This window comes from Arthrobacter sp. TE26545 (assembly GCF_056279005.1).
In genome coordinates, this window is sequence record NZ_JBWBQM010000001.1 from 3,048,041 (window position 1) to 3,072,404 (window position 24,364).

Below are 24,364 nucleotides of genomic sequence, written 5' to 3' on the forward strand. Positions count from 1 at the left end.
CAAATGCATATCTCCCGTTCGTTCCTCAGCAGTTCCAAGGTGAAGGCGGCAGGTCTCCTCGCAGCCGGCGCCCTCGCCCTGACCGCTTGTGGCGGCGGCGCTCCTGCACCCGCAGCAAGCAGCTCCAACTCAGTCAGCCTGATCAACGCAGGCAAGCTCACGGTCTGCTCCGACATCCCTTACGAGCCCTTCGAATACCAGAAGGACGGCAAGATCGTCGGCTTCGATATGGACATCGCCGCCGAACTGGCGAAGGACCTGAACGCCGAGCTCAGCGTTGTGGACAGCTCCTTCGAGGCCATCGAAACCGGCACCGCCCTGACCGGCTGCGACGTTTCCATCTCCTCCATCTCCATCACGGACACCCGCAAGAACGTCATGGACTTCTCGGACCCGTACCTGAACGACGACCTCACCCTCGTCGCTTCGGAGGCTTCCGGCATCACCAACATCGACAGTGCCAAGGGCAAGAAGGTGGGCGTGCAGCAGGCCACCACCGGCGCCGCCTACGCCAAGGACAAGGGCATCGACGCACAGCAGTTCGAGGACACCGGCCTCCTGGTCCAGGCCCTCAAGGCGGGCACCATCGACGCCGCCCTGGGCAACCAGTCCGTGCTCGGCTACGCCATCAAGGACGACTCCAAGTTCAAGCGCGTGGAGAACTACGCAACCGGCGAAAAGCTCGGTATCTCCATCAAGAAGGGCAACACCGCCATGGCCGAGAAGGTCAACGCGACCCTCAAGCGCCTCACCGACGACGGCACCCTGAAGAAGCTCGAAACAACCTACTTCGGCGAAGCCGCAAAGTAGTACGTCCGGCCTGAGACACACGCCGCGAGGCCCCGTGTAAAGCACTCTGCACGGGGCCTCAGCTGCGCAACATGAATGTGAGAACACCATGGCAATGACCGCACGTCAACGAGCCAAAGTCAGCCTGTACGTCCAGGCAGGAATCTTCGTGGTGGCCATCGCAGCCCTGCTGCTGGCCACCGACTGGAAGACCATCAGCGCCAACGTCTTCAATTTCGGCAGGATCGGCCCGATGTTCCCCGGGATCTTCACCGCCGGGTTGGTCAACACGCTGATCTACACGGCACTCGGCTTCGTCCTGGGCCTGTCCGGCGGCCTGCTGCTGGCCCTCATGAAGCTCTCCAGCTTCCCCCTGTACCGCTGGATCGCCACCGGTTACATCGAGTTTTTCCGCGGCATTCCCGCCCTGCTGGTCTTCATCGCCTTCGGCTACGGCGTTCCGCTGGCCTTCGGCGTGCAGTGGCCTATCTTCGTTGTGGTGATGGTGTCCCTCGGCATGGTCGCGGCGGCCTACATCGCCGAAACGCTGCGCGCCGGCCTGCAGGCGGTCCCGAAGGGGCAGCTGGAAGCAGCCCGCTCCCTGGGCATGCCGCAGTGGAGGGCAATGGTGACCATCATCATCCCCCAGGCATTCAAGATCGTGCTGCCCCCGCTGACCAACGAGATCATCCTGCTGACCAAGGACTCCTCGCTGATCTACGTGCTCGGCCTGACCGCCTCGCAGTACGAGCTCACCAAGTTCGGCCGCGACGGCATCTCCAGCCTCGGCGCAGGCCTGACGCCGCTGCTGGTGGCCGGCGCCTTCTACCTTGTGGTCACCATCCCGTTGAGCCTCTTGGCCCGGAAGTTCGAAAGCCGCAGCGCGCGGACCAAGCGATAGGCAGGAAGCCATGAACGACGTCGAAACCACCAACCCCGGAGGCACCCAGACGGTGCACGCCGCCGGCGTGTCAATCAAGGACCTCCGCAAGTCCTACGGCTCCAACGAAGTGCTCAAGGGCATCAGCTTGGAAGTGCGGCCGGGCGAGGTCGTCTGCCTCATCGGCCCCTCCGGGTCCGGCAAGTCCACCCTGCTGCGCTGCGTGAACCTGCTCGAACAGCCCAACGAAGGCGCCATCCAGGTGGGCGGCTTCGAAGCCACCGACCCGGATGTGGACATCGACAAGATGCGCCGCAAGGTGGGCATGGTCTTCCAGCAGTTCAACCTCTTCCCGCACCTGGACGTGCTGCGGAACTGTACTATCGCCCAGACCAAGGTGCTCAAGCGCTCCCAGGGCGAAGCGGACAAGATCGCACAGGCGAACCTGGAACGCGTGGGCCTGGGGCACCTCGCCAAACGCTTCCCGGACCAGCTCTCCGGCGGCCAGCAGCAGCGTGTGGCCATCGCCCGGGCGCTCAGCATGAACCCCGAGCTGATGCTCTTCGACGAGCCCACCTCGGCGCTCGACCCCGAAACCGTCGGCGACGTCCTCGCCGTCATGCGCAAGCTCGCCCGCGAAGGCATGACCATGCTCGTGGTCACGCACGAAATGGCCTTCGCCCGCGAAGTGGCCGACCGCGTGGTCTTCATGGACGGTGGCGTGGTGGTTGAGGAAGGCGTGGCCGAGAGGGTGATCGGCGCGCCCCAGCAGGCGCGCACGCAGGAGTTTCTGCGCCGCGTCCTGGATCCGACCCACATCGAGGTCGCAGAGGACTAGGCACTTCCAGTACAAGAAAGGCTCCGGCAAACTGCCGGAGCCTTTCTTGTGTCCGTTGCCTGCTCAGCCGAGCTGGGTGCGCAGCCGCTCCAGCTCGGTCTTGGTGACCGGCAGGACCGTGCCGTGGCGCGGCGCCCGGGGCAGCTCGTAGTTCGTGGAGAGCTTCCAGTCCGGGTTTTCAAGGCTGGTGCTTTCGAGCGGGATATAGCCGCGGCCGCCGAATTCATCGACGAACAGGTAGTACTTGTCCCCGGTGTTCGACTTGAAGACCGTGGGCCCCTCCACCCCGCCGGTTCCTGCCTTCTTGCCGATGCAGTTTCCCATCAGGGTCCAGTTGCGCGGGCTGGTGGCCGGGAGGTCCACCGCCAGAAGGTCGTCCGACTTCTCCTGCATGATGTCCAGGCAGCCCGACACTTGGCCCTCGTCCTTGGTGAACCGGTAGAAGGTGCCGCCCTCCTCGATGACCGTCGAGTCGATAACCGAGTTGCCGGGGTCGTTCCACACCTTGGCCTCGCTGAAGGTACGGAAGTCCCGGGTGGTGGCGTACATCATCTTGTTGTAGGTGCCGCCGCTGTGGTTGGGATCGTTGTCCGCGTAAATCTTCGACGCCCAGTACACCACGTAGGCGCCGATCCTGGCGTCATAGTGTGCTTCCGGCGCCCAGGTGTTCCCGGCGGTGTCCGGCGAGACCTTCACGTGCCGCTGCGCGGACCAGTTGACCAGGTCAGTGGACTCCCAGACCTCGATGTACCGGCTGCCCTGGCGCTGGGAAGCATCCCAGCTGGTTCCGCTGCCGATCGAGAGGTCGGTGGCGATCAGGTAGAACTTGTCGCCCTCCGGGGAGCGGATGACGAAGGGGTCGCGCAGGCCCTTGGTGCCGAGGCTCGAACTGAGCACGGGCTTGCCGCCATTCAGTTCGTCCCATTTCAGGGCGTCGTTGCCGCGGCTGGCGGCCATGTAGATGTTCTCCCCGGCGAGGTCGTTGCCGGTAAAGTACGCGAAGGCATAGCCTTCCTTGGCTTCGGCCCTGGGCAGCGGAAGCACCGTGACGCGGAACCGCTTCTGCTCCTTGGCTTTTCCGGCCGTGACGGTGGCCTGAAGGTTGAGCACGGCGGGCTTGCTGCCGTAGGCGGGCCGGGTGACCTCGCCCGTGGCGGTGATGACGGCGTCGTCGCCCGATTTCCATTCCACCTTGGTGCCGTGCAGCCCCGCCGTGGGAAGGGTGATGTTGCCGCGGATCGCGTCGGCATCCCACACGTTCAGCGCTGCCGCGGCCTCAGTGGTTTTCTGCCGGTCGCTGATGTCTTCCAGCACCGTGACGGCAAAGGACTTCGACGCCGATGCTCCGCCGGAGGTGGCCGTAGCGGTCAGCGTCACGGAGGCGTTTCCCGTCCGGTAGGCCGGGCGGGTCACCGCACCGTCCGCGGACACCGTGGCAGGGTTGGTAGACGACCAGGTGTAAACGGAGCCGTTGGGGCCGGCGGCGGGCAGCGACAGGTCCGTCGTCACGGCGGAGGTATCGCCCAAGGTCAGCTCCTGCAGGTCCAGCGTGACCCGCTGTTCCGGGGAAACGTAGCCAAGTTCGCGGACCTCGTCCGCTGAGAGGGCCCGGTCGTAGATGCGGAAGTCGCGGACCTGGCCCTTGAGGTACTTGTCCGCGCTGTAGACGGAGCGCCCCAGGTAGTTCGCCGTCGTCGTTCCTCCTCCGATGCTGCCCGGCGTGATCGTGACGCCGGTCTTCCGGGCTACTTCGGTGCCGTCCTCGTAAAGAACGGCGGTTCCGCCGCTGAGGGTATAGGTGATGGTCTTCCAGGCCCCTCGCGCAAGATCCCGGTTGGCGCTGGTGGTCTGTTCGGTGGACCAGTTTCCGCTGGCAATGGAGGTGCGGTAGGAGTTTCCGGTGGTGAAGAGGTAGCCGTTGCCCGCGCCGTTGCTGGTGTTGCCCAGACCCCAGATGAAGTAGGGCGTGCCCTGGTCCGCTGCGATCTTCACATCCGTGGAGACCGTGATGGAGTCGAGGCCGCGCATGACGTCGTCCGGCAGCTTGACGTAGGCGTTGCTGCCGCCGAGCTGCAGCCCTTCGGCGCCCAGCAGGGTGGCGTCGCCGCTGACCACGCCGTTGCGTCCGTTGCCGGAGCTGTCCTCCGCCACGGTGCCGGCGGTTTCCGTGAGGTTGTACTTAAGGACCAGTCCGTCGTCGACGGCGGCATGTGCGGTTGTGCCGGCGGCCAGGCTGCCGAGGGCGAGCGCCGCGGATGCGGCCAGTGCGGCTGCCGTGGTGATGGCCGGGCCGGTGCGGGCCCGTGAGTGGAGCGGGAGCATGGGTCACACTTTCGTGTCGGGCGGCCCGGAGGCCGCTTGAACTGGATGATGGAAGCAAACGGTGGGATGGCAAGGGAAGGCCCGGCTGCGATCCAGCCGGGCCTTCCCGGTCCAAGCCATGGGCTTCGGTGTTGCCTACTTGCGGGCTGCGGCGAGCCGGATGAAGGTGACCGACTTGGGCTCGAACTCATACGTGAAGGCAGATCCCGCACCGCTGAAGGTGCTCGACGCCGGGGCCAGGTTCTGCCCGTCGGCGGTCTGCTTGAGCGTGGTCACCGCCGCCGTGGCACCGATGTTGGCCGCGCCGGCCACCTTGATGTCCACCGGGGTCTTTTCGGCGGAGGTATTGACCACCTTCACGATGGTGTCGCCGGACGCGGCGTCCTTGGTGACCACCGAGTACACGGGGTCGGCCTGGGAATCGTCCACCGTGCCCCACAAGACGCCGTCGAGGTAGAGCTTGGCCACGCGTCCGGACACTTCGATCCGGATGTCGTATTCCTTGCCGGTCTCGATGGTGGTGTTCTTTTCGATGACGTTTGTCTTGCCTCCGTTGACGGCTTTTTCAACCACGGACTTCGTGTTGTTCCAGCCGCCCAGGTTCCACCAGTAGTAGTTTCCGGTGTCCTTCACGCCGAAGGCGACGAGGAAGCCTTCCGAGCCGGCCAGCTTGGTGGCCTTGGTGCTGAGCGTGTAGTTGTTCCAGTCGGCACTGCCGGCCGTCACCATGGTGTTCTGGGCGGTGGTGCTGGACTGCACGTAGGCGCCGTTCTGGATGGACCAGGACCCCGTGCCGTTGCCCGTCCAGGCTGCCGCCGTTCCGGAGAAGTCATCGCTGAACAGGGTGGCGCCGTCCGCGCCGGTGACCTTGACGTCGTCGTAACGGGCGGAAGTGGCCCAGGTTGAGAGGCCGATCTTGCCGGCGATCGGCGCCACGGTGGAGGCCGGGTTGTCCTGGGTACTGGGCACCACCTGGGTTCCGACGTTGTTCATGAACAGCTTCTGGACCTCGTAGTTGGGGGTGCTCCGGACGGACGTGCCGTCAAAGAACAGCATGTCCGGGCTCCACTGGGTGTTGGCCACGTTCGCGATCAGCGGCGCGTAGGACGCCATCTTGACCACATCCGCGTTCCGCTCGAGGCCGGTCATGTAGGAGGCTTCCGCCAGCGCGTTCTCCGGCTTGTTCCCCCTGGACGCGTATTCACCGAGGAACACCTTGTAGCTGTCGCGGCTGTAGGAGTCGTAGCGGTGGTTGTTGTTCAGGAACCAGGACGGCTCGTTGTAGTAGTGCTCGTCCACCAGGTCCACGCCCGTGGTGGCGTTGAACGCAGAGAGGTCCTCGAACTCCGGGCCTTGGCTGAACGGGCCGGTGTTTCCGATGATCTTGATTTCGGGGTGGGCCTTGCGCACGGCGTTGTAGAACTGGGTGAAGTACGCCTTGAATTCGGGCTTGTATTCCTCGTTGCCCAGGCTGATGCGTTCGAGGTTGTAGGGTGCGGGGTGGCCGTAGGCGATGCGCTTGGCGCCCCATTCGGTGCTGGCGTCGCCGTTCGCGAATTCGATCAGGTCCAGGGTGTCCTGGATGTAGCGGTCGAGCGTTGCCTGGTCCGGGGCCCGGTTGCTGTCCCCGCAGCCGGTCACGCCCACGGGAACCACCGGCACGGGAACCGCACCCATGTCCTCGGCCCACTGGAAGTACTCCATGTAGCCCAGGCCATAGCTCTGGTTGTAGCCCCAGAAGTTCCGGTTGGCCGGGCGCTGCTCCACCGGGCCGATGGTGTCCTTCCACTGGTACGTGCGGGCCCGGGTGTAGTTGGGCGCGGTGTAGCTGTCGTAACTCCCGGTGTTGACGATGCAGCCGCCGGGGAAGCGCAGGAATCCGGGGTGCAGGGCATCGATCTTCTCGGCAAGATCCTTGCGCAGGCCGTTTTCCCGGCCGTTCCAGGTGTCCTCGGGGAACAGGGAGACCATGTCCAGCCGGACTGTGCCCGTTCCCTGGACCACGGTGGCGAGCCGGCCGGCGCCGGTGGAGGACTTGGGCGACAGGGTGGTCTCGTACTTGGCCCAGTTGTCACCTTTGACCTTGATGGTGGCCAGGGCCAGCCGGGTGCCTTCCGCCGTCTCCAGCGTCACGGCAAGGGTGGAGCCAGCGGGGTTGGAGGTCCGCGCCCACACCGAGTAGTTGTACTTTTTCTTCGCCTCGAGCTTCTGCCCGGCGTTCCAGCCGCTGTTGCGCACGCCGACGCCGGCGCCGCTTCCCGCGCCGGCCGTGGTGGCGTCGATCTGCAGGTAGTTCCGGTTGTTCTCGTTCAGCCGGTCACCGTCGTTGACGACGGCGACCGTTCCATCGCTGCCGCGCCGCAGGGTTTCCCAAGCGGTCATCGGGGTAAACGTTCGGTTGTCGGCGGAGTTGAACTCGAACGACCTGTTCTGGACGAGTTCGGCATAGATGCCACCGTCGGCGCCCTGGTTGATGTCCTCGAAGAAGGCCCCGTACATGGTCGGCTCGATCGATGCTCCCGAGCCTGCGGCGTTGATGTTGATGGTGCGGTTCTCCGGCGGTTCGGCGCTCGCTCCGATGGCCGGCGCGAGGGCCAGCACGGCTGCGGCCAGTGAGCCGGCAAGCACCATGGTGCATGCCCGCCTGGCGGGGCTAGTTGCTTTGCTTGACATGGGAAAGGGCCTTTCTCCATTGAATGGTCCGCCGGGACTACGGCGCAGGACTGGGGGCGGCGTCCGGCCGGTTCCGGCATCGTGCCGAAGGGCGCATCGAACAATCTGAATGGCCAGCTCCAACAACTTTGTGAACGCTAACAACCGGGTCGCCGGACACGAGTATTCGCCATTGCCGCACGGCTTGTAAAGGGGTTTTCAAAAAGCCCCACAGACCCTTCGGGGCGGATTGGATTTGTGACGCAGGCTACTTGACGATGAAATTGTTAGCGTTCACAATGTTTCGCAGAGCGCATCAGCTCACTTGCAGCAATGGCGGTGTACGAGTTTCTCCCGCCTGCATGTACCTACGCCTCCGGGAGGAAATTGTGTTCAAGAAATCCCTGCTTGCGGTGGCTGCCGCATCCATGCTCGCCCTCACCGCCTGCGGCGGCAGCGCGGGCGCCGGCGCGGCGGGCGCCTCCGGCAACGACAAGATCACCATGGGCTTTGCCCAAGTGGGCGCCGAAAGCGGCTGGCGCACCGCCAACACCAAGTCCATCCAGGACTCGGCCAAGAAGGCAGGCATCGAGCTGAAGTTCTCTGATGCCCAGCAGAAACAGGAAAACCAGATCAAGGCCATCCGCTCGTACATCCAGCAGAAGGTCGATGTCATCGCCTTCTCGCCGGTGGTGGAATCGGGTTGGGACACGGTGCTGAAGGAAGCCAAGAACGCGAAGATCCCGGTGATCCTCACCGACCGGGCGGTGGATTCGGCAGACAAGTCCCTCTACAAGACCTTCCTTGGCTCCGACTTCGTGGAAGAAGGCAAGAAGGCAGGCGAATGGCTGGTGAAGGATTCCAAGTCCGCCACGGACACCGTGAACATCGTCGAAATCCAGGGCACCACCGGGTCCGCCCCGGCGAACGACCGCAAGGAAGGCTTCGCGGAGGCCATCAAGTCCGATCCGAAGCTCAAGGTCATCGCCTCCCAGAGCGGCGACTTCACCCGCAGCGGCGGCAAGCAGGTCATGGAGGCGTTCCTCAAGAACAACGCCGACATCGACGTCGTGTTTGCCCACAACGATGACGAAGGCCTTGGCGCAATCGAGGCCATCGAAGCCGCGGGCAAGGTGCCGGGCAAGGACATCAAGATCATCACCATCGACGCCGTCAAGGACGGCATGACCGCCCTGAGCAATGGCAAGATCAACTACATCGTCGAGTGCAGCCCGATGCTCGGCGACCAGCTGATGGACCTGGCCAAGAAGGTCGTCGCCGGCGAGAGCGTGCCAGAGCGCGTCGTCACCGAGGAAACCACCTTTACCCAGGAGCAGGCGAAGCAGGCCCTGGCCACGCGCCCCTACTAGGCCAGTACCCGTTCCGGCGCCCCCGGAACCCCGTGCGGCGGCACCCGGCTGCCGCCGCACGGAACTCCGGCCGCAAGGCAGACCAGCACAGAAAAGACAAGAGGATGAACGAAATCGTTCCGGTCGTCGAGATGACCGACATTGCCATCGGCTTCCCGGGGGTGAAGGCGCTCGACGGCGTAGACTTCCGGCTCTTCCAAGGCGAGGTCCACGCCCTGATGGGCGAAAACGGCGCCGGGAAGTCAACCTTGATCAAGGCCCTGACGGGGGTTTACACGATTGACTCAGGAACCATCACGGTCCTCGGGGAGACAAAGCGCTTCACCGCCCCCGCGGAATCCCAGGCCGCCGGCATCAGCACCGTCTACCAGGAAGTCAACCTCTGCCCCAACCTCACCGTCGAGGAAAACGTCCTGCTGGGCCGGGAGCCGCGGCGCCGCGGGGCGATCGACTGGAAAGGGGTGCGCTCGCGCACCAGGGAAGTCCTCGCGGAACTGCAGCTGGAACACGTTGACCCCGGTTCCCTCCTGTCCAGCCATTCCATCGCGGTCCAGCAGCTGATCGCCATCGCACGCTCCGTGGAGGTCAACGCCAAGGTCCTCATCCTGGACGAGCCCACGTCAAGCCTCGATGCGGGAGAAGTGGCCCAGCTCTTCGGCGTCATCCGGCAGCTGCGGGACCGCGGCGTCGCCATCCTGTTCGTTTCACACTTCCTGGAACAGGTCTACGAAATTTCCGACCGGATGACGGTGCTCAGGAACGGGAGGCTCGTGGGCGAATACCTGACCCGGGACCTTTCCCGCATGAGCCTCATCTCCAAGATGATCGGCAAGGAACTCGAGGCCCTTGCCGAACTGGACGAGGCTCCCGCCCGCACCCGCAGCCGCTCCGCGGACGGCACGCCTTTCCTGGAAACCGAAGGCCTCGGCCGCAAGGGCTCAGTGGCCAACGTGGACGTGTCCATCCACCCCGGCGAAGTCCTCGGACTGGCCGGCCTGCTCGGCGCCGGCCGCACTGAGATCGCCCGGCTGCTCTTCGGCGCCGACAAGGCAGATGAAGGGCTCATCAGGATCAAGGGAAGCGAACACAGGATCCGGTCCCCGCGCGCCGCCATCGACCAGCGGATCGCCTTCTGCTCGGAAGACCGCAAGAAGGAGGGGCTGATCGGCGACCTGTCCGTCCGCGACAACCTGGTGCTGGCCATGCAGGCGAGCAAGGGCTGGGCCCGCCGCATTCCCCGCCGCACCCAGGACGAACTGGTGGCCGAGTACATTGAGGCCCTCGACATCCGGCCGGCCAACCCGGAAGCGCTCATCAGGAACCTCAGCGGCGGCAACCAGCAGAAGGTGCTTCTTGCCCGTTGGCTGGTGACCCATCCGGAACTCCTCATCCTCGACGAGCCCACCCGCGGCATCGACATCGGCGCGAAGACACAGATCCAAAAACTCGTGAGCCGGCTCGCCGCCGAAGGCATGTCCGTCCTCTTCATCTCCTCCGAACTCGAGGAAGTCCTTCGCGTCAGCGACCGGATCGCGGTCATCAAGGACCGGGCAAAGGTAGCCGAAATCAACAACGACGGCGTCTCCGTGGAAGACGTCATGGCGGTCATCGCCGGAGGTACCCAATGACATCGCACCAGCCCGCCAAGCCGGGCAACCCGCTCAAAGCCATCTTCGCGCACCGCCTGGCGTGGCCGGTCATCGCGCTGGCCGCCCTGCTGCTGCTCAACCAGCTCTTCCGTCCGGACTTCCTTGCCCTGAGGATGCAGGACGGGCACTTGTACGGCAGCCTGATCGACATCATGCGCAACGGCGCACCGACCATCCTCATCGCCCTGGGCATGACCCTGGTGATCGCCACCCGCGGCATCGACCTCTCCGTGGGGGCCGTGGTGGCGATCGCAGGTGCGGCATCCTGTGCCTACATCGCCGCGTCCCCCGAACCGGGGTCCCCGGCAACGGCACTGACCGCGGTCCTGATCGCCGTCGTCGCCGGCCTCGCGGTGGGCGCGTGGAACGGATTCCTGGTGGCAACCATCGGCGTCCAGCCGATCATCGCCACCCTGGTGCTGATGACGGCGGGCCGCGGCATCGCGCAGCTCATCACCGGCGGACAGATCATCTCCGTCTCCAACGACAACTACAAGGCGATAGGAGCCGGCTACCTGTTCACCCTGCCGGTGTCCATCCTGGTCACGGCTGCCATCTTTGTGCTGGCGGCGGTCCTGACGCGGCGCACCGCGCTGGGCACGCTCATCGAAGCCGTCGGCATCAACCCGGTCGCCAGCCGCCTCGCCGGCCTGCGGTCCCGGAACATCGTGTGGATCGTCTACGTCTTCAGCGCCGTCTGCGCCGCCTTCGCGGGCCTCATGATCAGCTCAAACGTCACGGCGGCGGACGCCAACAACGCCGGCCTGTACATCGAGATGGATGCCATTCTGGCCGTGGTGATCGGCGGCACCTCGCTGGCAGGCGGCCGGTACACCCTCACCGGCACCGTGGTGGGCGCGTTTATCATCCAGACCCTGACAACCACGGTGTATACCCTCGGGATTCCGCCGGAAGTCACACTCGTCTTCAAGGCCCTGGTGGTCATCACCGTCTGCCTCCTCCAGGCACCGAAGGCCCGGAAGGTGTTCGCACGCCTGAAGGCCACCGCCCGCCCCGCCGCAATGGAACCCGCCAAGGAAAAGGTGGCCCTCTGATGCCCCAGCCCTCAACGCTCGCACCCCGCGCAGCGACGAAAACCGCGGCACCGCGCAGGCAACTGCGCGGGAACGCCCGCTACGCCCCCACCCTCGCCACGCTGGGACTCTTCCTCGCAATGTTCGCCGTGGGCGCCGGCATGTACCCGAGCTTCCTGTCCGGCCAGGTCTTCCTCAACCTGTTCATCGACAACACCTTCCTCATCGTCCTTGCGGTCGGCATGACCTTCGTGATCCTGACCGGCGGGATCGATCTCTCGGTGGGTGCCGTCGTCGCGCTCTCCATGATGGTGGCCGCCACCCTCCTCCAGCAGGGCTGGAACCCGGCGGCGGTGATCGTCCTGGTCCTGTTGATCGGCAGCGCCCTGGGGCTCGCGATGGGCCTGATCATCCACTACTTCGACATCCAGCCTTTCATCGTCACCTTGGCCGGCATGTTCCTTGCCCGCGGCCTCTGCTACGTCATCAGCCTCGATTCCATTCCCGTGACGGAAGGCTTCTTCACAGGCATGGCGCAGGCCCAGATCCCGCTCCCGGGCGAACTCTTCATCTCCCCCGGCGTGGTGCTGGCGCTGGCCATCGTTGCGGCGGCGTTCTTCGTGCTGCACCACACCCGATTCGGCCGGACCGTCTACGCGATCGGCGGCAACGAGAACTCGGCCATGCTGATGGGCCTTCCCGTGCGGACCACCAAGATCCTGGTCTACGTGCTGAGCGGCCTCTGCTCCGCGGTCGCCGGCATCCTGTTCTCCTTCTACAGCCTCTCCGGATACAGCCTTGCTGCCCAGGGGATGGAACTTGACGCTATCGCTGCGGTGGTCATCGGCGGAACCCTCCTGACCGGCGGGAGCGGCTATGTCCTGGGATCGGTGGTGGGGGTGCTGGTCCTCGGCATCGTCCAGACCTTCATCGCCTACGACGGAACCCTCAGCTCCTGGTGGACGAAGATCGTGATCGGGGCCCTCCTCCTGGCCTTCATCCTGCTGCAGCGCCTGTTCACCCGGAAAACCGCCTGACCCTCACCACCGCAAGCCCATGCCCGTCGAAAGGACCACTCCATGGATTTGAACCGCCACCTGTCCCGCCGCCTGCTGCTCGGTTCGGGGACCGCCGCAGCGGCCGCAGCCGCATTCGCGGGAACCGGCGCGGGCAGCCTCCTGCTCGCCCCGGGAGCTGCCGCGGCGCCGGCACAGGACCCCGTGATCAACCCGGTCGTCCCCAAGCGGGCGGACCCGTGGCTGATGAAGCACACGGACGGAAAGTACTACTTCACGGGTTCCGTGCCCGAGTACAACCGGATTGTCCTGCGCTCCTCGCCCACCATCGCCGGGCTGGGCGGCGCGGACGAAACACTGGTCTGGACACGTCCCGCCTCCGGCACCATGGGCGGGCACATCTGGGCCCCGGAACTGCACCACTTCGACGGCCAATGGCACATCTACTTCGCCGCCGGCGACAGCAATGATGTCTTCCGGGTGCGGATCTACGTCATCTCCACGGATGCCGCCGATCCGACAAACGCCGTCTGGGGACCGCCCGTCCGCGTGTACACCCACGCGGACACCTTCTCCCTGGACGCCACCACCTTCGAGCACGGCGGCACCCGCTACCTGCTCTGGGCGCAGAGCGACACCGGCGTGAACTCCAGCCTGTACATCGCGTCCATGTCATCGCCGTCCACGCTGTCCAGCACCCCGGTCCGCATCGCCGTTCCGACCCTGGAATGGGAAACCCGCGGATACAAGGTGAACGAGGGGCCAGCCGTCCTCGCACGGAACGGGCGGATCTTTGTCACGTTCTCAGCGAGCGCCACCGATGCCAATTACTGCATGGGCCTGCTCACCGCGGATGCCTCCGCCAACCTGCTCGATGCGGCGTCCTGGTCCAAGACGCCGCTGCCGGTGTTCACCACCAACGAGGGCTCCAAACAATACGGGCCCGGCCACAACTCCTTCACCGTGGATGAGGACGGCAATGACGTCCTCGTCTACCACGCCCGGTCCTACCGGACCATCGTGGGAGACCCGCTCTACGATCCCAACCGCCACGCCCGGGTCCAGCAGCTGCATTGGCACGCCGACGGGACCCCGGACTTCGGCGTGCCGGTGGGCGACGGCGAACTTCCGGTCCGTCTGGAGCCGGCGTCCGCTGCGGGTACTTTCCTGGCGCACGACGGCGTCACGGTCACCGCAGCCTCCTCCCCCGCGCTGGGAGCATCCCAGTTCCGGATCGCGCCCGGCTACGCCCGGAAGAACTCGGTCGTCATCGAACCGGTCCTCACCAAGGGCCGTTACCTGCGTGTGCAGGGAGCGGCGGTGACCATCGCGGCCACGGAAGGCTCGTCGTCGGTGTTCCTGCGGCGCGGCGGCTTGTCCGACAGTGCAGGCGTCTCCTTCGAGTCGGTGGACGCCGCGGGCAGCTACCTGCTGTTGCGCGACGGCGTACTGTGCGTCGCCAAGGCCGGCAAGGACGAGCGCGCGGCGGCGACTTTCTTCCTGCGGCACTGAGTCCCTACTGCCCTGCCGCTCCGGGGTCCTGTGAGTTGCTTCACAGGACCCCGGCGGGATATCATGACCTTAGATTGTTAGCGCTAACAGCGCGACAGGACAAGCGCAGTAGAAAAAACACGACAGAACACACAGCAGCACTGACACCACAAGCCGGGCGCAGATGGCCGGCCACGGTGAGCACCGACGCTCGCCGCGCAAGCACGATTCGCGGCCCCGAGCGGGCCGCGGAAGGAGAACTACGTGAGACTCAAGAAGCTCCTGGGCGCCGTTGCCGTCGTCCTGGCCCTCGCAGCAGGAACGACCGCGTGCGGCAGCCGCCCTGGCGTCGCCAGCGGAACCAGCAGTGCCGATGCCTCCGGCGCCCTGGTGGGAATCTCCATGCCGACCCAGACCTCCGAACGGTGGATCGCAGACGGCAAGAACGTCTCGGAATCCCTCGCGAAGCTCGGCTACAAGACAGACCTCCAGTACGCCAATGACGATATTCCCACGCAGGTCTCGCAAATCGAAAACATGCTGACCAAGGGCGCGAAATCCCTGATCGTGGCTGCGATCGACGGCACCACCCTGACCGACGTCCTGGCCAAGGCCAAGGAACAGAACGTCAAGGTCATCGCTTACGATCGCCTGATCAACGGCACCCCCAACGTGGACTACTACACCACCTTCGATAACTACGAGGTGGGCGTGCAGCAGGCTACCTCGCTGCTGACCGGGCTTGGCCTTCTGGATGCCGCCGGCAAGAAGGTTGAGGGCAAGGGCCCGTTCAACGTGGAACTCTTCGCGGGCAGCCCGGATGACAACAACGCCAACTTCTTCTGGACCGGCGCCATGGACACGCTCAAGCCGTACCTCGACGCCGGAACCCTCAAGGTTCCCAGCGGCCAGACCAAGTTCGAGCAGGCCGCGATCCTGCGCTGGCAGGCCGCCACCGCGCAGAAGCGCATGGAGGACATCCTCACCGCCGCCTATGGCTCCGGAAAGAAGCTCGACGGCGTGCTCTCGCCTTACGACGGCCTGTCCATCGGGATCATCTCGGCCCTGACCAGCACGGGCGGCTACTCCAAGGGCGACCTGCCGGTGGTGACCGGGCAGGACGCGGAAAAGGGTTCCGTCAAGTCCATCATCGCCGGGGAACAGTACTCCACGATCTTCAAGGACACCCGCAAGCTCGGTGAGCAGGCCGTGAAGATGGTGGACGCCGCGCTGAAGGGCCAGGAGCCGGAGATCAACGACGACAAGACCTACAACAACAAGGTCAAGGTGGTTCCGGCCTACCTGCTGAAGTCCGTGATCGTCACCAAGGCCGACTACAAGCAGGAACTGATCGACACCGGTTACTACACCGAAGCGGACGTCAAGTAACAGGCTCCACCGGATCAGCGGGAATTGACCATGAACGTACCCATTCTTCAGATGCGCGGGATCACCAAGACCTTTCCCGGCGTCAAAGCCCTCCAGGACGTCACCCTGGACGTGAACCGCGGTGAAGTCCATGCAATCTGCGGTGAAAACGGGGCAGGCAAATCGACCCTGATGAAGGTGCTCTCCGGCGTCTACGGGCACAACACCTTCGACGGCGACATCCTCTTCGAAAACGAACCCTGCGCTTTCACGTCCATCAATGACAGCGAGAAGCGCGGGATCGTGATCATCCACCAGGAACTCGCGCTCAGCCCCTACCTGTCCATCGCGGAGAATATCTTCCTCGGGAACGAGATCGCTCCGCGCGGCTGGGTTGACTGGCGCAAGACCAACCTGGAGGCCGCCAAGCTGCTCGCCAGGGTCGGGCTGGACGAGAACCCGGTGACCCCCATCCAGCACATCAGCGTGGGCAAGCAGCAGCTCGTGGAAATCGCCAAGGCACTGTCCAAGGAGGTCAAGCTCCTCATCCTGGACGAGCCCACCGCGGCCCTGAACGATGAGGACTCGAACCACCTGCTGGACCTCATCCTGCATCTGAAGGGCCAGGGCGTCACCAGCATCATCATCAGCCACAAGCTGAACGAGATCCGGAAGGTGGCGGACGCCGTCACCATCATCCGGGACGGCAAGTCGATCGAAACCCTGAGGTTGGACCAGGGCCAGATCACCCAGGAACGCATCATCCGCGGCATGGTGGGCCGGGACCTGGACAGCCTCTATCCGGACCGCACCCCGCAGATCGGCGAGGAAGTGCTCCGGATCGAGGACTGGACGGTGCAGCACCCCCAGGACCACAGCCGCACCGTGGTGCACAACGCCAGCCTCAACGTCCGCAAAGGCGAGGTGGTGGGCCTGGCCGGACTGATGGGAGCGGGCCGCACGGAACTGGCCATGAGCGTCTTCGGCCGCAGCTACGGCAAGGCCGTCTCCGGCAAGGTGTTCAAGTACGGCAAGGAGATCAACACCTCCACCGTTCCACAGGCGATCGCCCACGGCATCGCCTACGCCACCGAAGACCGCAAGCATTACGGCCTGAACCTGATCGAGGACATCAAGCGGAACATCTCCATGGCCGCACTGCCCAAGCTGGCGAAGCGTGGCTGGGTGGACAAGAACCGCGAAACCGCTGTAGCCAACGGCTACCGCGAAAGCATGAACATCAAGGCCCCTGCGGTATCAGCCATCACCGGGAAGCTTTCCGGCGGGAACCAGCAAAAAGTCGTGCTGAGCAAGTGGATGTTCTCAGACCCTGACGTGCTGATCCTTGACGAACCCACCCGGGGCATCGACGTCGGTGCCAAGTACGAGATCTACACGATCATCGCCGGGCTCACCGCGCAGGGTAAGGCGGTGATCGTGATCTCCTCGGAGCTGCCCGAACTCCTGGGCATCTGCGACAGGATCTACACGCTGTCCGCCGGGCACATCACGGGCGAAGTACCGATTTCCGAGGCCTCCCAGGAGACCCTCATGCACTACATGACCCAAGAGAAGGAATAGCAGCCATGTCCGCCCTACGAGAATCCCTCGGCTTCCTGGCAAGCCGCCTCCGCCAGGTCGGCATCTTCGTTGCCCTGATCCTGATCGTGCTGCTGTTCCAGCTCCTCACCGACGGCATCCTGCTCCAGCCCCAGAACGTCACCAACCTGGTGGTCCAGAACAGCTACATCCTGATCCTGGCCATCGGCATGGTGATGGTGATCATCGCGGGCCATATCGACCTCTCTGTGGGGTCGATCGCCGGATTCATCGGCGCGGTGGCCGGCGTGATGATCGTGCACTGGGGCTGGCCGTGGTGGGCCGCCATCCCCGCCTGCCTGCTGGTGGGCGCCCTGGTGGGTGCCTGGCAGGGCTACTGGATCGCCTACGTTGGCATCCCTGCGTTCATCGTGACCCTGGCCGGCATGCTCATCTTCCGCGGCCTGACCCTCATCACCTTGAAGAACCAGCAGATCACCCCGTTCCCGGACGAGCTGCGTGCTCTGGGCGGCGGCTTCCTCCCGGATATTTCCGGCGGAACCTCGGTACTGGAATGGCTCACCGTGCTGCTGGGCGTCGTCGGCACCGCCGCGCTGCTCTTCCAGTCCGTCAAGGAACGCCGGGTCCGCAGCAGGCTGAACCTGGAAAACGAACCGATGGCATGGTTCGCCACCAAGACCGCGTTCATTGCAATCCTCATGCTCGCCATCACCTTCCTGCTGGCCAGCTACCGCGGCACACCGATCGTGCTGATCGTCCTGGCCGTCCTGGTGATCGGCTACTCGGCCCTGATGAACAACAGCATCTTCGGCCGCCACACCTACGCGATCGGCGGGAACCTGCACGCCGCGCAGCTCTCCGGCATCAAGACCAAGGCGGTGACCTTCCGGCTCTTCGTGAACATGGGCATCCTTGCCGCCCTGGCTGGCCTCATCTTCACGGCCCGGCTCAACTCGGCCCAGCCGGCCGGCGGCACGGGCTTCGAGCTGGACTCCATCGCCGCGGCGTTCATCGGAGGCGCGGCCGTGCAGGGCGGCATCGGGACGGTGGCCGGGGCCATGATCGGCGGCCTCATCATGGGCGTCCTCAACAACGGCATGTCCATCCTGGGCCTCGGCACGGACTACCAGCAGCTCATCAAGGGCCTGGTGCTCCTCCTCGCAGTCGGCTTCGACATCTTCAACAAGAACCGCGCCGGCGGCGGATCCTCCATCGCCAAGCGCTTCAAGTTCAGGACCACCCCGCCCGCCGCGGAGGACGCTACGGCGCCAGCCGAACCGGCGGCGGTCCCGGCCGACCGCGCCCCGAGCAAGGTCTGAGTTCATTGCAAGCACGTTCATAGCAAGCACGACGACGGCCCCGCACCTTTTGCGAAGAAGGTGCGGGGCCGTGGTCGTACTGTCCGGGGATGATCGCCGCCAACGGCTAACGGGGCGGCGCCGTCGACGCCCGGAGCACGAGGCCGGGGCTGAGCACCGAGCCGGTGCCGGCGGCCCCACCCTCCATCTCGTCCAGCAATAGGCGGATGCAGCGGGCACCGAGTTCCGTGAAGCCCTGGTTGACGGTGGTGAGGGGCGGGACGAAATACGCGGCCTCCGGCTGGTCGTCGAAACCCACCACGCTGATATCGTCCGGGACGCGCAGGCCGGCCTCGCCGAAGGCGCGCAATGCCCCCAGGGCCATCTGGTCGTTAGCGGCAAACACTGCAGTGACGTTGCCCTGGGCTGCCAACTGCAGTCCGGCGCGGTAGCCGCTTTCTGCGCTCCAGTCACCCGGGATGAGCGGGCCGCCGGACTGTCCGGCCCGGTCGAGGGTGCGGCGCCAGCCTTCGGACCGGGCAGCGGCATCAGTCCAGTCCGGCGGTCCGGAGATGTGGGCAATCGCAGTGTGGCCGAGGTCCAACAGGTGCTGCACGGCGAGCGCGGCGCCGGCGCCCTGGTCCACTGCCACATCGCCCAGCCGGTCCCCCGCCCCGAAGCCCACCGACACCAGCGGGACAGGAACGGCGATGGTGCGCAGTGCGGCGAGCATGGTTTGGTGCGGCGCGATCACCACGATTCCGTCCGCAGGCTGGAGCAGGAAGTGTTCAAGGGCATCGGTGATTCCCGACGGCGTGACGCGGCTGAGGCTGGCCATGCTCACGGAATAGCCGTGCTCGCGGGCAGCCTGCTGGACGCCGAGGAGGGTGTTGGCGGGACCGTAGAAGCCCATTCCGGCGCCCAGGACTCCGATGGCGTGGGAGCGGCGGGTGACGAGCCGCCGGGCTGCTGTATTCCTGCGGTAGCCGAGTTCGGTGATAGCGCGCTCCACGCGCATCCGCGTCCTGGCGCTGACATGGGGGTGGCCGTTGAGGACCCGGGAAACTGTCTGGTGGGAGACTCCTGCCAGGCGCGCCACGTCCTCCATGACGGGAGGACGCGGCACGGCACCGCCTGTGACCGAGTCGGTCACACTGCGAAGATGGTCCACGCCGCGTGGTGCGTGGCGCCTGCCTCGAGCCGGACCAGGTCGATTCCGCTGTTGAAGGCATCCGGCGGGCAGCTCATGGGCTCCACGGCCAGGCCCAGCCGGTTCGCCGCCGGGGGTTCCTTGTCCGCGGTGTGGATCTGCAGCCACCGGCAGCTGCGGTCCCAGGACATGCCGACGCCGGTCCCGCCGGGGTCCCGTACGAGGACGCGCGCCTCGCCACCGTCGTCGAAGGCGATGTCCGTGAAGGCGTGGTCGATCTCGGTGGCGCCGATCGCGCGGGGCGCCCTGAAGTCGAAGGCGTGGCCCACCACGCTGCGCGTTCCCTTGGGCAGCAGGCGGTCCGGCGTGACCTCCAGGAATGCCCCGGCCGGGATTTCAAGGGTCCACTGGTCCAGGGGTGCGGGTCCGGCCACCAGGTACGGGTGCGGGCAGACGCCGTAGGGCGCAGCCGTGCCGCCGGCATTCAGGGCCGTCACCTGCGTGTGCAGCCCGGCATCGTCCAGGGTGAAGTGCGCCTGTAGCTCCAGTACAAAGGGGTAGCCGGTTATGGGCCCCACCGTGCACGTCAACGTGAGCGAACCGGCGTCGTGCTCTTTCGGCGACCAATCCAACGGGAAAGCGAGCCCGTGCAGCGACGTTTGCCGCTCGGGTTCATTGACCCGGAGGTGTTGCACCTCGCCGTCGAAACGGTAGATGCCGTCCGCGATCCTGTTGGGCCAGGGCGCGGCGATGATGCCGCGGTAATCGGGGATCGGCTCCCCGGCAGCGAAGGGAACCACGAGATCGCGGCCCTCGAACGTGAGCCGGCGAAGTGCAGCCGCCCGGGCGGTGACGATCGCTTCGTAGCCGCCCGAGCGGAGGATGAACTCAGTGTTCACAGCCCGCCGGCCAGCTTGTAGTAGGCGGCGTTCCAGCTGAGTTCCTTCTTGAACTGTTTGATGGTGGTGCCCTCGTCGATGGTCAGGAGTTCGGTCTTGGCGATTTCGGCGAAGTCCTCGAACACGTCCAGGCCCACCTGCGTGGACAATACCGTGTGGTGGGCTGCGCCGGCCGTGAGCCACGCTGCGGCCGACGTGGCGAAATCGGGCTTGGGTTCCCAGAGCGCCCGGGCCACTGGCAGGTTGGGCAGCGGTGCGTCGAGGTCCACCACGTCCACGGCATTGGCCACGAGCCGGAAACGGTCGCGCATGTCGGACAACGCGACGACGACGCCGGGTCCGGCGTCCGTGTCGAACACCATCCGGACGGGGTCTTCCTTGCCGCCGATACCGAGGGGGTGGATTTCGACCCTCGGCTTCGTGGCGGTCAGGGACGGGCAGACCTCAAGCATGTGCGCGCCAAGGATCTTCTCCGAGCCGGGCTCAAGATGGTACGTGTAGTCCTCCATGAGGGAAGCGCCTCCCGGCAGCTCCCCGCCCATGACCTTGGCCGCGCGGACCAGGATGGCGGTCTTCCAGTCCCCTTCGGCGCCGAAGCCGTAGCCGTCGGCCATGAGCCGCTGCACGGCCATGCCGGGAAGCTGCCGCAGTTCGCCGAGGTCCTCGAAGGACGTGGTGAACGCGGCGGAGCCGTTGGCCTCGAGGAAGCTTCGCAGGCCAAGCTCGATCCGGGCGCTGTAGCGCAGGGACTCGTGCCGGGCACCGCCGGCCTGCAGCTCCGCCGCCACCTCGTAGAGGCGCTCGTACTCGGCCACCAGCGCATCGACGTCGGACTCTTTCGCGGAATGGACCACCTCGGCGAGTTCGTTGACGGACCAGGTGTTGACCGAGACGCCGAACCGCAACTCGGCTTCGGTCTTGTCGCCTTCCGTGACGGCGACGTTGCGCATGTTGTCGCCGAAACGGGTCAGCTTCAGGGCGCGGACGGCGGCCCAGCCGGCGGCGGCCCGCTGCCAGATGCCAAGCTGGCGGGCGACCTCCGGATTGGAGGCATGGCCCACGACGGTCTTGCGCGGCACGCCAAGGCGGGACTGGATGTAACCGAATTCGCGGTCGCCGTGGGCGGCCTGGTTGAGGTTCATGAAGTCGAAGTCGATGTCCGCCCAGGGCAGGTCCCGGTTGGCCTGGGTGTGCAGGTGGAGCAGCGGTTTGCGGAGCAGGTCCAGGCCCTGGATCCACATCTTGGCCGGGCTGAAGGTGTGCATCCACGCGGTCACGCCGATCACGGCATCGTTGGAGTTTGCTTCCAGGGCCGTGCGCCGGATGGCGTCCGAATCGGTGAGCACGGGCTTCCAGACAAGCTTGACCGGCACCTCGGCCGAAGCGTTCAGCAGCTCGGCGATTTCCCGGGACTGGGCGGCCACCTGCTTCAGGACGTCCTCCCCGTACAGGTGCTGGCTGCCGGTGAGGAACCAGACTTCGTAGTGGTCCAGGGACGTGGTGTTGGCGCGGGGCATGGTGTCTCCTTGAAGGTCTGAAGGTGCGGCAGACGGCCTAGCGGCCGTAAACGTTCTGGTAGCGCTCGTACAGGGAATCGATCTTGGCCCGGTCAATGGGGAGGGGTTCGCCGAGCTGGCGCGCGATGTGGACAGTGCGGGCCACTTCCTCGCACATCACGGCGGCCTTGACGGCGGCGCGCGCATCCTTGCCGATGGTGAACGGACCGTGGTTCTGCATGAGCACCGCCGGGGAATTGGAGGCTGTGAGGGTGTCCACGATGCCGCGGCCGATCGAGTCGTCGCCGATCAGAGCGAAGGGACCCACGGGAATGGAGCCGCCGAATTCATCGCCCATCATGGTCAGCACGCACGGGATCTCCTCGCCGCGCGCGGCCCAGGCGGTGGCATAGGTGGAGTGTGTGTGGACCACTCCCCCCACCTCCGGCATATTGCGGTACACGTAGGCGTGCGCAGCGGTGTCCGAGGATGGGGACAGTCCGGGATTCCCCCATTCCACGCTTGCATCGCCGTCCACCGGGGTACCGTGGAGGTCCGTGACCACCATCAGTTCCGGCGTCAGTTCGTCGTAGGAAACCCCCGAAGGCTTGATGACCATCAGCTCGTGGCCGGGAATGCGCCCGGACACGTTTCCCGCGGTCCAGACCACCAGCCCGTAGCGGGTCAGTTCGGCGTGCAGGGCGCAGACCTCCGCGCGGACGCGGGAGATGGTGTCCAGGAGCGTGGTCATGCGTTGGCTCCTTCCAGGGTTTCGCTCGCCGTGGCGGTGGAGTTCGACGGCGGTGCTGCCGCCGGCTCCTGCTGCCCGCCCGTTTGGCGCGGGTCCGCGGCGCGGGCCCTGCGCTGGATCGCCTTGAGCCGGTGCATGACCTCGTTGCTTCCCCGGCCGAAGTAATCGTGCAGGGTGCGGTATTCGCGGAAGAGTTCTTCGTAGGCCGCAACGTTCTCTTGGATGGGGGTGTACACCGCTCCCGGCGCCGCGCCCATGGCGGCGGCTGCGGCCCTGATGTCCGGGTACCGCCCGGCGGCAACGGCGGCGTGGATGGCCGAGCCCAGCGCCGGGCCCTGCCCGGATCCGATCGTGGAGAGCTGCAGTCCGGTGACGTCCGCGTAGATCTGCATGAGGAGCCGGTTCTTCAGCAGGCCGCCGGCCACGATGAATTCCCGCACCGGCACCCCGGAATCCCGGAACGCGTCAACGATCGTGCGGGTGCCGAAGGCTGTGGCCTCGAGCAGTGCCCGGTAGATGTCCTCCGGCCGGGTGGCCAGGGTCTGGCCCACCACCACACCGGAAAGCTCATGGTCCACCAGCACGGAGCGGTTGCCGGAGTGCCAGTCGAGGGCGATCAGGCCGTGCCCGCCGATTGGCTGCCGTGACGCCAGTTCAGTCAGGTATTCGTGGATGCCCAGCCCGGCGTCGGCGGCGGCCTGGTGGTATTCCGGTGGAACCCCCTGCTTGGTGAACCAGCCGAAGATGTCGCCGACGCCGCTCTGCCCGGCTTCGTAGCCCCAGAGGCCGTCGACGATGCCGCCGTCCACCACACCGCACATGCCGGGGACCTCGTGCAGTTCGGCGCCGTTCATGACGTGGCAGGTGGAGGTGCCCATGATGGCTACGAGCTGGCCCGGTTCGACGGCCCGGGCCGCGGGGGCGGTGACGTGGGCATCCACGTTGCCCACGGCCACCGCGATCCCTTCGGGCAAGCCGGTCCAGGCCGCGGCTTCCGCGGTCAGCCGGCCCGCGGCGTCGCCCAGGCGGCCGATGGTGTGCTCCAGCTTGCTGCTGACGAAGTCCTTGAAACCGGGGTTGAGTTCGGCGAGGAACTCCTTGGACGGATACTTGCCGTCCTGGTAGATGCCTTTGTACCCGGCGGTGCAGGCGTTGCGGACATAGTTGCCGCAGAGCTGCCAGACGATCCAGTCCGCGGCTTCCACCCAGTGGTCCATCGCGGCGTAGGCTTCTGGATCCTCTTCCAGCAGCTGCAGGCCCTTGGCGAATTCCCATTCGGAGGAGATCAGCCCGCCGTAGCGCGGAAGCCATGCTTCGCCCCGCTCTTCGGCGAGTTGGTTGATCCGGTCAGCCTGGGGCTGGGCAGCGTGGTGCCGCCACAGCTTCACGTAGGCGTGGGGGCGTCCGGCGAAACCGGGAACCTCGTTCAGTGGCGTGCCGTCCGCCTTGACCGGCACCATGGTGCAGGCAGTGAAGTCCGTTGCGATTCCGACGACTGCGGCCGGGTCGATCCCGGCGTCTGCGATGGCGGCGGGAACTGCCCGCCTCAGCACCTCGCGGTAGTCATCCGGCACCTGCAGCGCCCATTCGCCGGGAAGCCGGGCGGCTGTTCCCCCTGCTACGTCCGCGGGAAGGGCGTCGGTGACCACCGCGTGCGGGTAGTCGAACACCCCGCTGCCGAGCTCTTTGCCGTCCCGGACCCGCACGACGACGGCCCGGCCGGAAAGGGTGCCGTAGTCCACCCCGATGACATAGTTTTCGCTGCCGCCTGCAGTGACGTCCATGAATCCTCCAAGAAATG

General features: G+C 65.8%; 18 protein-coding genes. 11 read left to right on the forward strand and 7 right to left on the reverse strand.

The genetic code is table 11. The features are described from left to right. Window positions 1-3: 3 nt before the first annotated feature. The 3 genes from ACZ9CK_RS13815 (at window position 4) to ACZ9CK_RS13825 (ending at window position 2,507) form a co-directional block, all read left to right on the forward strand. Window positions 4-810, forward strand: coding sequence for an ABC transporter substrate-binding protein (locus ACZ9CK_RS13815; protein ID WP_426299386.1), 807 nt, complete (start codon window positions 4-6; stop codon window positions 808-810). Between the two features lie 88 nt (window positions 811-898). Next, entirely contained in the window at window positions 899-1,690 is a 792-nt protein-coding gene (locus ACZ9CK_RS13820; RefSeq protein WP_426299387.1) for an amino acid ABC transporter permease, read from the forward strand. A gap of 10 nt (window positions 1,691-1,700) precedes the next feature. Further along, entirely contained in the window at window positions 1,701-2,507 is an 807-nt protein-coding gene (locus ACZ9CK_RS13825; protein ID WP_426299388.1) for an amino acid ABC transporter ATP-binding protein, read from the forward strand. Between the two features lie 63 nt (window positions 2,508-2,570). Here ACZ9CK_RS13825 and ACZ9CK_RS13830 read toward each other — a convergent pair whose 3' ends face one another. After that, a complete protein-coding gene (locus tag ACZ9CK_RS13830; RefSeq protein WP_476050216.1) occupies window positions 2,571-4,829 on the reverse strand; it encodes an immunoglobulin-like domain-containing protein in 2,259 nt (752 codons plus the stop codon). A 135-nt stretch (window positions 4,830-4,964) separates the two neighbouring features. Then, window positions 4,965-7,502 (reverse strand): alpha-L-arabinofuranosidase C-terminal domain-containing protein, encoded by a 2,538-nt coding sequence (locus ACZ9CK_RS13835; RefSeq protein WP_476050217.1) that lies wholly within the window; start codon window positions 7,500-7,502, stop codon window positions 4,965-4,967. Between the two features lie 368 nt (window positions 7,503-7,870). Between ACZ9CK_RS13835 and ACZ9CK_RS13840 the strand changes: the two genes are divergently transcribed. From ACZ9CK_RS13840 to mmsB, 8 genes are all read left to right on the forward strand, one after another. Further along, entirely contained in the window at window positions 7,871-8,851 is a 981-nt protein-coding gene (locus ACZ9CK_RS13840) for an ABC transporter substrate-binding protein (protein WP_476050218.1), read from the forward strand. A gap of 104 nt (window positions 8,852-8,955) precedes the next feature. Next, complete coding sequence (locus ACZ9CK_RS13845) at window positions 8,956-10,479, forward strand: sugar ABC transporter ATP-binding protein (RefSeq protein ID WP_476050219.1); 1,524 nt, start codon at window positions 8,956-8,958, stop codon at window positions 10,477-10,479. Further along, window positions 10,476-11,555, forward strand: coding sequence for an ABC transporter permease (locus ACZ9CK_RS13850; protein WP_426299398.1), 1,080 nt, complete (start codon window positions 10,476-10,478; stop codon window positions 11,553-11,555). Before ACZ9CK_RS13845 ends, ACZ9CK_RS13850 begins: the two co-directional genes overlap by 4 nt. Continuing rightward, window positions 11,555-12,571 (forward strand): galactofuranose ABC transporter, permease protein YjfF, encoded by a 1,017-nt coding sequence (gene yjfF / locus ACZ9CK_RS13855; protein ID WP_476050220.1) that lies wholly within the window; start codon window positions 11,555-11,557, stop codon window positions 12,569-12,571. The genes ACZ9CK_RS13850 and yjfF overlap by 1 nt, the downstream gene beginning before the upstream one ends. Before the next feature lie 42 nt (window positions 12,572-12,613). Continuing rightward, window positions 12,614-14,062, forward strand: a complete 1,449-nt coding sequence (locus ACZ9CK_RS13860) for a family 43 glycosylhydrolase (RefSeq protein WP_476050221.1) — start codon at window positions 12,614-12,616, stop codon at window positions 14,060-14,062. Between the two features lie 243 nt (window positions 14,063-14,305). Then, window positions 14,306-15,430 carry a multiple monosaccharide ABC transporter substrate-binding protein gene (chvE, locus tag ACZ9CK_RS13865; protein ID WP_426299404.1) on the forward strand — a complete coding sequence of 375 codons (1,125 nt, stop codon included), beginning with the start codon at window positions 14,306-14,308 and terminating at the stop codon, window positions 15,428-15,430. Between the two features lie 30 nt (window positions 15,431-15,460). Then, complete coding sequence (mmsA, locus tag ACZ9CK_RS13870; RefSeq protein ID WP_426299406.1) at window positions 15,461-16,990, forward strand: multiple monosaccharide ABC transporter ATP-binding protein; 1,530 nt, start codon at window positions 15,461-15,463, stop codon at window positions 16,988-16,990. 5 nt (window positions 16,991-16,995) lie between these two features. Beyond that, window positions 16,996-18,288, forward strand: a complete 1,293-nt coding sequence (gene mmsB / locus ACZ9CK_RS13875) for a multiple monosaccharide ABC transporter permease (RefSeq protein ID WP_426299408.1) — start codon at window positions 16,996-16,998, stop codon at window positions 18,286-18,288. A 106-nt stretch (window positions 18,289-18,394) separates the two neighbouring features. Here the strand turns inward: mmsB and ACZ9CK_RS13880 are convergent, their stop codons facing one another. From ACZ9CK_RS13880 to araB, 5 genes are read right to left on the reverse strand one after another with little or no spacing between them, the layout of a single operon-like run. Then, on the reverse strand, window positions 18,395-19,375 hold the full coding sequence (locus ACZ9CK_RS13880; protein WP_426303496.1) for a LacI family DNA-binding transcriptional regulator: 981 nt from the start codon (window positions 19,373-19,375) through the stop codon (window positions 18,395-18,397). 41 nt (window positions 19,376-19,416) lie between these two features. Continuing rightward, window positions 19,417-20,316 (reverse strand): aldose 1-epimerase family protein, encoded by a 900-nt coding sequence (locus ACZ9CK_RS13885; RefSeq protein ID WP_476050222.1) that lies wholly within the window; start codon window positions 20,314-20,316, stop codon window positions 19,417-19,419. Next, window positions 20,313-21,833 (reverse strand): L-arabinose isomerase, encoded by a 1,521-nt coding sequence (gene araA / locus ACZ9CK_RS13890; protein ID WP_426299412.1) that lies wholly within the window; start codon window positions 21,831-21,833, stop codon window positions 20,313-20,315. Before araA ends, ACZ9CK_RS13885 begins: the two co-directional genes overlap by 4 nt. A 37-nt stretch (window positions 21,834-21,870) precedes the next feature. After that, complete coding sequence (locus ACZ9CK_RS13895; RefSeq protein WP_476050223.1) at window positions 21,871-22,563, reverse strand: L-ribulose-5-phosphate 4-epimerase; 693 nt, start codon at window positions 22,561-22,563, stop codon at window positions 21,871-21,873. Next, a complete protein-coding gene (gene araB / locus ACZ9CK_RS13900; protein ID WP_476050224.1) occupies window positions 22,560-24,347 on the reverse strand; it encodes a ribulokinase in 1,788 nt (595 codons plus the stop codon). The genes ACZ9CK_RS13895 and araB overlap by 4 nt, the downstream gene beginning before the upstream one ends. Window positions 24,348-24,364 lie beyond the last annotated feature (17 nt).

Coding starts and splice junctions, on each gene's coding strand:
- ACZ9CK_RS13825 (WP_426299388.1), top strand. CDS start 1,701: ATGAACGACGTCGAAACCACCAACCCCGGAGGCACCCAGACGGTGCAC.
- ACZ9CK_RS13830 (WP_476050216.1), bottom strand. CDS start 4,829: ATGCTCCCGCTCCACTCACGGGCCCGCACCGGCCCGGCCATCACCACG.
- ACZ9CK_RS13815 (WP_426299386.1), top strand. CDS start 4: ATGCATATCTCCCGTTCGTTCCTCAGCAGTTCCAAGGTGAAGGCGGCA.
- ACZ9CK_RS13860 (WP_476050221.1), top strand. CDS start 12,614: ATGGATTTGAACCGCCACCTGTCCCGCCGCCTGCTGCTCGGTTCGGGG.
- ACZ9CK_RS13850 (WP_426299398.1), top strand. CDS start 10,476: ATGACATCGCACCAGCCCGCCAAGCCGGGCAACCCGCTCAAAGCCATC.
- mmsA (WP_426299406.1), top strand. CDS start 15,461: ATGAACGTACCCATTCTTCAGATGCGCGGGATCACCAAGACCTTTCCC.
- ACZ9CK_RS13845 (WP_476050219.1), top strand. CDS start 8,956: ATGAACGAAATCGTTCCGGTCGTCGAGATGACCGACATTGCCATCGGC.
- ACZ9CK_RS13895 (WP_476050223.1), bottom strand. CDS start 22,563: ATGACCACGCTCCTGGACACCATCTCCCGCGTCCGCGCGGAGGTCTGC.
- araA (WP_426299412.1), bottom strand. CDS start 21,833: ATGCCCCGCGCCAACACCACGTCCCTGGACCACTACGAAGTCTGGTTC.
- ACZ9CK_RS13880 (WP_426303496.1), bottom strand. CDS start 19,375: ATGGAGGACGTGGCGCGCCTGGCAGGAGTCTCCCACCAGACAGTTTCC.
- ACZ9CK_RS13835 (WP_476050217.1), bottom strand. CDS start 7,502: ATGTCAAGCAAAGCAACTAGCCCCGCCAGGCGGGCATGCACCATGGTG.
- ACZ9CK_RS13820 (WP_426299387.1), top strand. CDS start 899: ATGGCAATGACCGCACGTCAACGAGCCAAAGTCAGCCTGTACGTCCAG.
- araB (WP_476050224.1), bottom strand. CDS start 24,347: ATGGACGTCACTGCAGGCGGCAGCGAAAACTATGTCATCGGGGTGGAC.
- mmsB (WP_426299408.1), top strand. CDS start 16,996: ATGTCCGCCCTACGAGAATCCCTCGGCTTCCTGGCAAGCCGCCTCCGC.
- yjfF (WP_476050220.1), top strand. CDS start 11,555: ATGCCCCAGCCCTCAACGCTCGCACCCCGCGCAGCGACGAAAACCGCG.